Source organism: Ruegeria sp. AM1 (assembly GCF_056540745.1).
Genome location: NZ_JBQFXH010000026.1, coordinates 1 through 7161, shown reverse-complemented (window position 1 = coordinate 7161; position 7161 = coordinate 1). Strand labels below are relative to the sequence as shown.

Here is a 7161-nt window from a genome sequence, read left to right as displayed (position 1 = left end):
GCTTGAGCTACGCAACGGCTCCGCTCAGCAGGCCTTGACCGCAACCTAAACACGAGAAAGAAACAGGAACGGATTCTACATCCAAACGGCCCGGATCAAGGGGCTGGGTCACGTCCACTGTGGGATCGTTGCCCAACAAGTTACCTTGAGAATCTCTGGCGGCATAACCGTCACTGCCTTTGACGCTTATGAATTCAAGGATCAATGAGTACCCATCATAGAACGAGATTTGGCGATTTTCGGTCGTGTCTACCGTGCCTTGCGTCACCAAATCAGCGTTCTTCAAAAGAATCTGTCGCATGTAATCCACGGTATCGATGGACACAGTGGTTGAACCTGTAGGTATCAATATCGTGCCCGGCAATTCGCCAGTGGCAACTGCTGCGCTGACGCCAGCCAGTAAATCTGCTACCGTTGATATTGAGGATGCTTGAGCCGAAGAGGGAAGTGCGCCCTGAAGAATTTCTAATAGCTTACGCTGCTCATCAGTAAATTGAAGTGTTGTCATTCAACTACTTCCTTCTGTGGTAAAATCTCGGCGGTTTCAAACATGCCCTCGAGGACCGACAACATGACCGGCACCTTGTCGAAGGCTTCCGGGGACGGGTCACATCCGAGTTCAAGCTCCTCAGCTGAACAAAGGAACATGTTCTCTCCTGTCATCACCATCCAACGCAAAGATATGTGCGGACGTGTTTCATTCTCATCTCTCGCAAAGGACATGGTTCCAAACGAACAAAGTTCATCGCACCATGCGAAGATGTGTCGCCCATGAAACAAAGGCTGTTTCGATAAAAGCCGGAACGGCCGGAAGCCCTGCGAGTTGATTTCTTCTACGTTAACGACCCAAAAGTCGTCGTTGTAAGAAGGTGCAGCGGGCGAAACGACGTCTTCAATGCGTGGAAAATCACCAAAGTCACGACCGAACCCGCGCCTGATCGAATTATTCATAGCTGGATGATCGTACCTTGAGATGGACGTTATTGCAGCTGGCATCCGGTGGGCATTGCTTTGACTGCGAAAGGAGGGAAAGTCATCAGCGATACCGTAGAATTCGGCCAGATAGTGACAGCAATGCGCAATCTTCAAACTTCGCGCATCACTAAAAGATCGGCGTATTGTTCCGTCATCGGACAAGTCCAAAAAACGACCAGCCCTGACGCCTCCAGCAAGAGTGGGCGGCTTGTCAGTCATTGTGCGAATGTTCGGAAAATAGTAGGTATGAGGTCCAAAAGCGTAGGTGTTGTACCCGACCGGGTATTGTTTACAGTCCGTGATCTGGCAAAGTTCGGACCAATATGAATACCCTGCAGGCAGCTCGGGTTCAGCGCCTATTTCCTTTTGCCCTCCAAATCGCTTCGAAAGAAAAACAAGAGCGATGAGCAAGAGCGCAGCTAAAAGTATAAAACGGAAGAGTTTATGGGTTTTCATTCTCAATTACGCCTCGCTAACTTTTCAACTAGGGCCCGCCAACCGCTGTCGTCTTTGATTCCTTGTAAATTGGATCAGAGTCTACATTTGTATATGGCAATCATAGATAGCCTCATTGGGCAGAGCGAACACGCCAACTTCGCGGGGTGTTCCAAATTTACCTATTGCCAAGCATGGAGATCGTAGTGCCACCCCAACAATAGACGGCACTGAATCACTTTTCTATTCTATCACAAAAAGTGGCGGCTTCATGGGCGTCATAATCAGGATCGCTTCTCGGGATAGGCCATGCTGTCTCAAGTATTTTCAGCGAATTCTGTCATGGCAACCCACTCGTCACCTTCAAAACAAAGGCTTTCTTAGACGTGTGCATTGGCACATGGATCACTTAAAGCGAAAAACACTATGCAAATCGAGAGATTTACGGTGCATTATTATCCTAAAGAAGTTCATCAATGATCGCTCCGCTGGATATCACAAACGCAATACGTACATGCATGCACAGATTGTTATTGTGGTCAACTATTTATCTTCTGGTTGATCGCATTTGGTCGAACATTCAGGATGTTGAACGCGATGCTCTCTGGCTCGCAGAGCTTCCTATGAGCCGTCTATGAAGGCTGTACAAAACCAGAGTGCGTCATCGCCTGCAATCTGTTGCCTTCCGGGCGTTGGACGGGACGCCGCCCAGTAAGAGCCTGCTGGATATCCTCGAACGGGCCTCAGGGTCCGAGAATAAGGTTGAGGCAACGTCACAGAGAAAAGAAACTCTACGGTTGCGACAAGCCCGACCCGATTTTTCTTACTGCGTGAATCTTTGTCGAATACATTACAAAGTCTGTAAACCGGGCTTTGCCCCGGTCTTTGATCTCGAACAGCGCTAAATTTTGCACATGCAGCGAATGACTTGAATGCGGACTGCGACCGCAGAAACTAATCGACCTGCGCAAAGTCCGGTATGGGCCGTCCTCATCCAAGCGGGCTTCATCATGCAAGCATATGTGGCACCAGTTCCAATGGCGGCTGCGAGCCCAGAGTGACAGTTTCCTGCGCTGCGGCTAATGTCCGGTTAAGAAGATTTGAAACTCAAAGGCATGCATTTTGAAAAACAATATCTTGGTCCGGGATGTGTTCGACGTAGACTACGATCAATGGCGACCATTGTGGGACCAGTACAACGAGTTCTACGGCAGAAGCGGGGAAACTGCGCTCCCCGAGAAGATCGTTCGATCTACATGGAGTCGGCTCCTAAACCCTAACGAACCGATCCATTGCCTTGTTGCGGAAAGCGAGGGGCAAATCGTTGGTTTCGCTCACTTTGTATTCCATCGGAATACCATAACGATCGAAAACACCTGCTACCTGCAAGACCTGTTCTCGGCGCCCGCACTTCGAGGCAAGGGGATCGGCCGCAGGCTAATCGTCGAGTTTTATGAAAGAGCCAAGCAGGCCGGAACGATCGGTGTTTATTGGCATACGCATTCGAACAATAGGACGGCTATGCGGCTATACGACGACGTTGCAACAAACACCGAATTCTTCGTCTACCGAAAGACCCTCCAAAAATCCTGAGACAAATCAGAACTTGATTTTCGTGCAGTGAAAGCCCGCTTTGTCCGCGAACTTCCAGTTCGTCGCGCACGTAATTTTGCTATTGCAGCGAATGGCCGGTTTGGCGGGCCGCGCCGCAGCATCCGAAGAGGCAAGCGGAGGTGTGGTATGGGCCGAACGGACACAAATATTAGTTTCCTTATTGGCGCGTAGCGCCAATATAGGCCTTAGATGCCTATGCGAGAAGATGCCAATTTAGGGGTCAGATGCAACGCTTACCTTGCACGGATTGGTTCTGGCGCTTGTATTTGCGCAGGACCTGGCGGGGGTGCGCAATGTTACCCAAGCGGCAGCGCGAGAGGCTTCACTGGTCAGCGACATCTACCATGATGCCGAGCGTTACGGGCATATCGAAACACATGCTTTGCGGCAAAGCTTTGCCCGATATGCCTTGACCGTCACGAACGAAGAATGGCCACAACTCGCCAGTGAAAAAGAGCTTTCGGAACTGGTATGGCAACATTGGGAGACAGGATATGTCCTGTTGCTGCAGATGACCCCTGAAACCTCCAAACAAACCCGTTTGCACCAATTCATGCTTGAAGATGTTCGAGAGATATCTGAACTGCGGGAACGGCGCGAGAATGCGGCGCTTGGGTCATCAAGAGCTTTGTTCAGTATGGCTGCTCTTGTGGGTATTGTTCTAATATCAGCGGCTTTTTTTACATGGCCTGCGACAGCACTGAATTTGACACTAGTCTCCATGTTTGCAGCCTATTCCGGGTTGATCCTGTTCATGACCGTTTCTTTTTCCAATCCGTTTGAAGCGCCTGGACGGGCTCCAACATCCGGTTTCGAACGGTTCTTGACCACCGAGGTACGAGAGATGGCAGCTGACGGCTTAGATTTGGTAAAGAGCGATTAAGAGTGGCGATTTCCGGATTATTTGCACGCCGTAAATAGCGGACCTTCATAGAGACGGCTGCCAACTGTATAGAAGCCGTACCTTCCCGAATTTCGCTGCGACTGCACCGATGGCCGCTTCGAAGTGCGGATACAACTGAACAGAGCAATCGAGGCTTAACCTGTTTCACTTCTATATCGATCTACCCATTTTGATTGACTTCATCTGCCATTCTAGCCGTTTTCGGTTGTATTCCTTCAGCGTATTTGAGCGGAACATTGATGTAATCAAGAACACGCTTCAGCTCCCTATTTGGGTTTTGAGCCAAGTGCTCGTAAGTCAGTCGCATCGGAGAAACACTATTTTCCTGAAACCATGATTCCCAGCCAGCGTTATGATCCTCCATTTCGGCGACAAGCTTACCGATTGCTATTCGATCATAAGTGAGCGGGCGCTTGCTTGGGCATCTTCAATTCTCGATTGTCTTGCGCTGCCCATTTTACCGACATAGAGACCAGCCCTTCCTTAGATCTGTATCGTGTAAGTTTGCGTTCGGTGGCTTACTTTCAGCTTTTTCCCGGCACGTATGGCTGACGGAAAGCGGAATTGCGCAAATTGGACAATGGAGCGGGCTTTTAGCGCAGTCTGTGGAAGGTTTGACGGTTTTCATTTCGCTATCCGGATAACGTCAAGCGTCGTTATCCTCTAACGTGAATCATAGGGTGGGGGCTCGTATTCAGGGAGATCGCTTCGAGTGAATCACGAATGCTTGCCCATAGTCAACGTGACAAGTGTGTCTGGGATTTGCGCAGCAAACGCAAGACATGACGTTACGGCATTTTACCCACTTCCTTACCAGTTCGAAAATGCTCGCGCTTTGTTCCGGTTCGCTCGCGATAGTAGACATGACAGTAGATAAACAGCCAACGGTACACAAAGACCTTTCGGCAGATAGCCAGATCATTGATTTTTCATCGTTGTTATTAACCGGTATTGGTTTTGAACAGACACGTAATGCGTGCAATCTAAAATCAGCTACTGCTTCGAAGGCCTGCACCTCGGGCGCTACGCCGGGAAGATCCTCCTCCACCATACCTGTGCTGTCCCGCGCAAAACCTTCGGAGAAGCTCTGGCCGATATTCGCACCATCAAATCGTTGCCTTGACTTGCGATCCCCGCGCTTCAGACCGCTCGGTGCGATAACGGCCGAACAGCGGGGCAAGCTGACTGAGACTCGCTCCAAGCCGACATCACTTTGGAACACTGGATGACATTTGTGCGGCATCCGGGAGCGATCATCTATCCGATGCCGAGACCCAAAAGAGGAATTAACGAGTAAATGGTACTAGAGTACATAAACAAAAAAACAGGCCACCTTTCACGCGGAGGCCGCATTTTCAAACGAGGCAAACACGTTTTTACGTCCGCTGCGATCACTGGCGCGATACTTGCACCAGCGGCTGGCGGTAAAATGGCCAAGGCAAGTTATGGGCTGACGTTCTGGGTAGTGATATTGATGTGTGGGCAGGTTATTGAGGTATCGGCAGCCGATCTTACCTTCGATAACGACGCTAGCACAGGCGATTGGGGTACGGCGGTAAACTGGGATACCGATCTGGTTCCAGCGGCCGGTGACAATGCCTTCATCGGTGGTGCCTTCGATGTTACCGGGTCACTAACCAACAATATCAGTAACCTCAACTATTCCAGCACGGGCACCTCGGTCATTGGTGCTGGCGGCTTCGGTATTACCGGCGTATTGACTAATAGCTCAACCGGATCCATCAATTTTTCAGGAAACACCGGAGGTGCCGCCAACACCGGTGCGGGCACCATAACCATTGGTGGGGGAGTAACCGGGCAGGTGATCAGCACCGGTACAGGTGCTACCGATATAGCCGGTGAATTGCTCACCTCGGGTGGTGGCGTACAGTTGGACATTGATGACGGTGATGTCAGTGCGGGAAACTTCCTCAATCAAGGCGGCTCTGATGCGTTGATCACGGGGGGAAGCCTGACCTCTGACGGGTTAACTCAAAATATCAGTGGTGGGTCAATAATTCGAGTGTCTTCAGGGGGAACGTTCAATGCCAATGGTGGCATACAGAACCGCGCGGGAGCTGTTCTGCGTGTTGATGATGGTGGCGTCATTAATGTGACGGGAAGCATTGCTAATGGTACCGGTCCGAGGAATCAGCGGGCAACTGTGCTGATTACCGGTGGTACATTGAATGCAGGCTCTGTCTCGAACCCTACCTTTTCCAGTTGGACCCAAAGCGGGGGGGCGGTCAATATCTCAGGTAATGCAGGGTTCACAAATAGCTTGCCGCGGATCGAGGGAGGAATATTCAACGCGGGCAATATCTCACGCACTGGTTTTGGGGGTCTAACTTTTACCGGCACATCCGTCACCAATGTGAGTGGGCAGATTCGCGGCAACGGTTCTGGCAGTAGGGGAGGAATTTCAGTAACCGGGTCGGCTGAAGTTAATGCTGGTTCGGTAAGAAATGAGCGCGGAAACACCTGGAACCAGAGCGGTGGGGTGGTGAACGTATCGGGTTCGACCGTCAATACAAATTCGAGGGGATTTAATGTCTCAGGCGGAGAGCATCATGCCAATGGCGGCTTTGTGACAACAAGCGCTGTGACCGTATCAAATACTGGGTTTCTGGATATTGGCAGCAGTGGGCTGCTTATCAACGCCGGGGGTAATGCTGCCGGAGTGGCGCGCTTGACCGTCAACGGTAATGGCGTGGTGGAAAGCACCTCTGTGAACAATGTCAAAGGTGTTGTGACCGTGAGTGGGGGCTCGCTGACCACCACCACTGGGGCGCTCAGCAATCAATCGAACGGAACGCTGAATGTGTCTGGTGGAATGGTGGACGCACAGAGTGGGTTGTTCAATAACGGCACGGCAAACCTCAGCGGAACGGGTGAAATTCAGGTGACGGGTGGTCTAAGCAATTCCCGCACATTCAATGTCACCAGTGCAGATAGCACGCTGACGACCGACACCCTGACCAACAGTCGTTTGTTTAATCTGGATGCAGGCACAGTCAATGTGACAGGCAACGCTACGATTCAGACCGGCAACGGTCAATTGGATCAGGACGGCGGCACCTTCAATGTGGATGGCCTGTTGACGACCGCAGGAGGCGGCACCATCAATCTTGATGACGGTGTTCTGAATGCCAACGGAGATATGCTCAATGACGGCATCACCAATCTGCAGGGCACTGGCGATCTGAACCTGGCCGGAGATCTGGACAATGGCG

General features: G+C 51.0%; 6 protein-coding genes and 1 pseudogene. 4 read left to right on the top strand and 3 right to left on the bottom strand.

The window, feature by feature from the left end:
* Nucleotides 1-7: 7 nt before the first annotated feature.
* The gene (locus ACR0I7_RS19850) at nucleotides 8-508 is read right to left on the bottom strand and encodes a hypothetical protein (protein WP_480514079.1); all 501 of its coding nucleotides are present in this window, start codon (nucleotides 506-508) and stop codon (nucleotides 8-10) included.
* Nucleotides 505-1431 carry a hypothetical protein gene (locus tag ACR0I7_RS19845; RefSeq protein WP_480514077.1) on the bottom strand — a complete coding sequence of 309 codons (927 nt, stop codon included), beginning with the start codon at nucleotides 1429-1431 and terminating at the stop codon, nucleotides 505-507. The genes ACR0I7_RS19850 and ACR0I7_RS19845 overlap by 4 nt, the downstream gene beginning before the upstream one ends.
* Before the next feature lie 1128 nt (nucleotides 1432-2559).
* On the opposite strand from ACR0I7_RS19845, the gene ACR0I7_RS19840 reads away from it, so the two are divergent.
* Nucleotides 2560-3003: an N-acetyltransferase family protein gene (locus ACR0I7_RS19840; RefSeq protein ID WP_480514075.1), complete on the top strand. Its 444-nt coding sequence runs from the start codon at nucleotides 2560-2562 to the stop codon at nucleotides 3001-3003.
* A 268-nt stretch (nucleotides 3004-3271) separates the two neighbouring features.
* Nucleotides 3272-3907, top strand: coding sequence for a bestrophin-like domain (locus tag ACR0I7_RS19835; protein WP_480514073.1), 636 nt, complete (start codon nucleotides 3272-3274; stop codon nucleotides 3905-3907).
* Between the two features lie 181 nt (nucleotides 3908-4088).
* Here ACR0I7_RS19835 and ACR0I7_RS19830 read toward each other — a convergent pair.
* Nucleotides 4089-4331, bottom strand: a pseudogene (locus ACR0I7_RS19830) (Stf0 family sulfotransferase); the annotation flags it as partial.
* A 460-nt stretch (nucleotides 4332-4791) separates the two neighbouring features.
* Here ACR0I7_RS19830 and ACR0I7_RS19825 point away from each other — a divergent pair.
* Nucleotides 4792-5157, top strand: coding sequence for a hypothetical protein (locus ACR0I7_RS19825; RefSeq protein WP_480514071.1), 366 nt, complete (start codon nucleotides 4792-4794; stop codon nucleotides 5155-5157).
* Nucleotides 5158-5357: 200 nt separating this feature from the next.
* Nucleotides 5358-7161 (top strand): beta strand repeat-containing protein (locus ACR0I7_RS19820; RefSeq protein ID WP_480514069.1); only part of this gene is annotated, 1804 nt, incomplete at its 3' end.

Bases quoted from the DNA above. Each gene is read 5' to 3' on its own strand.
- ACR0I7_RS19825 (WP_480514071.1), top strand. From the start codon at position 4,792: ATGACAGTAGATAAACAGCCAACGGTACACAAAGACCTTTCGGCAGAT.
- ACR0I7_RS19850 (WP_480514079.1), bottom strand. From the start codon at position 508: ATGACAACACTTCAATTTACTGATGAGCAGCGTAAGCTATTAGAAATT.
- ACR0I7_RS19845 (WP_480514077.1), bottom strand. From the start codon at position 1,431: ATGAAAACCCATAAACTCTTCCGTTTTATACTTTTAGCTGCGCTCTTG.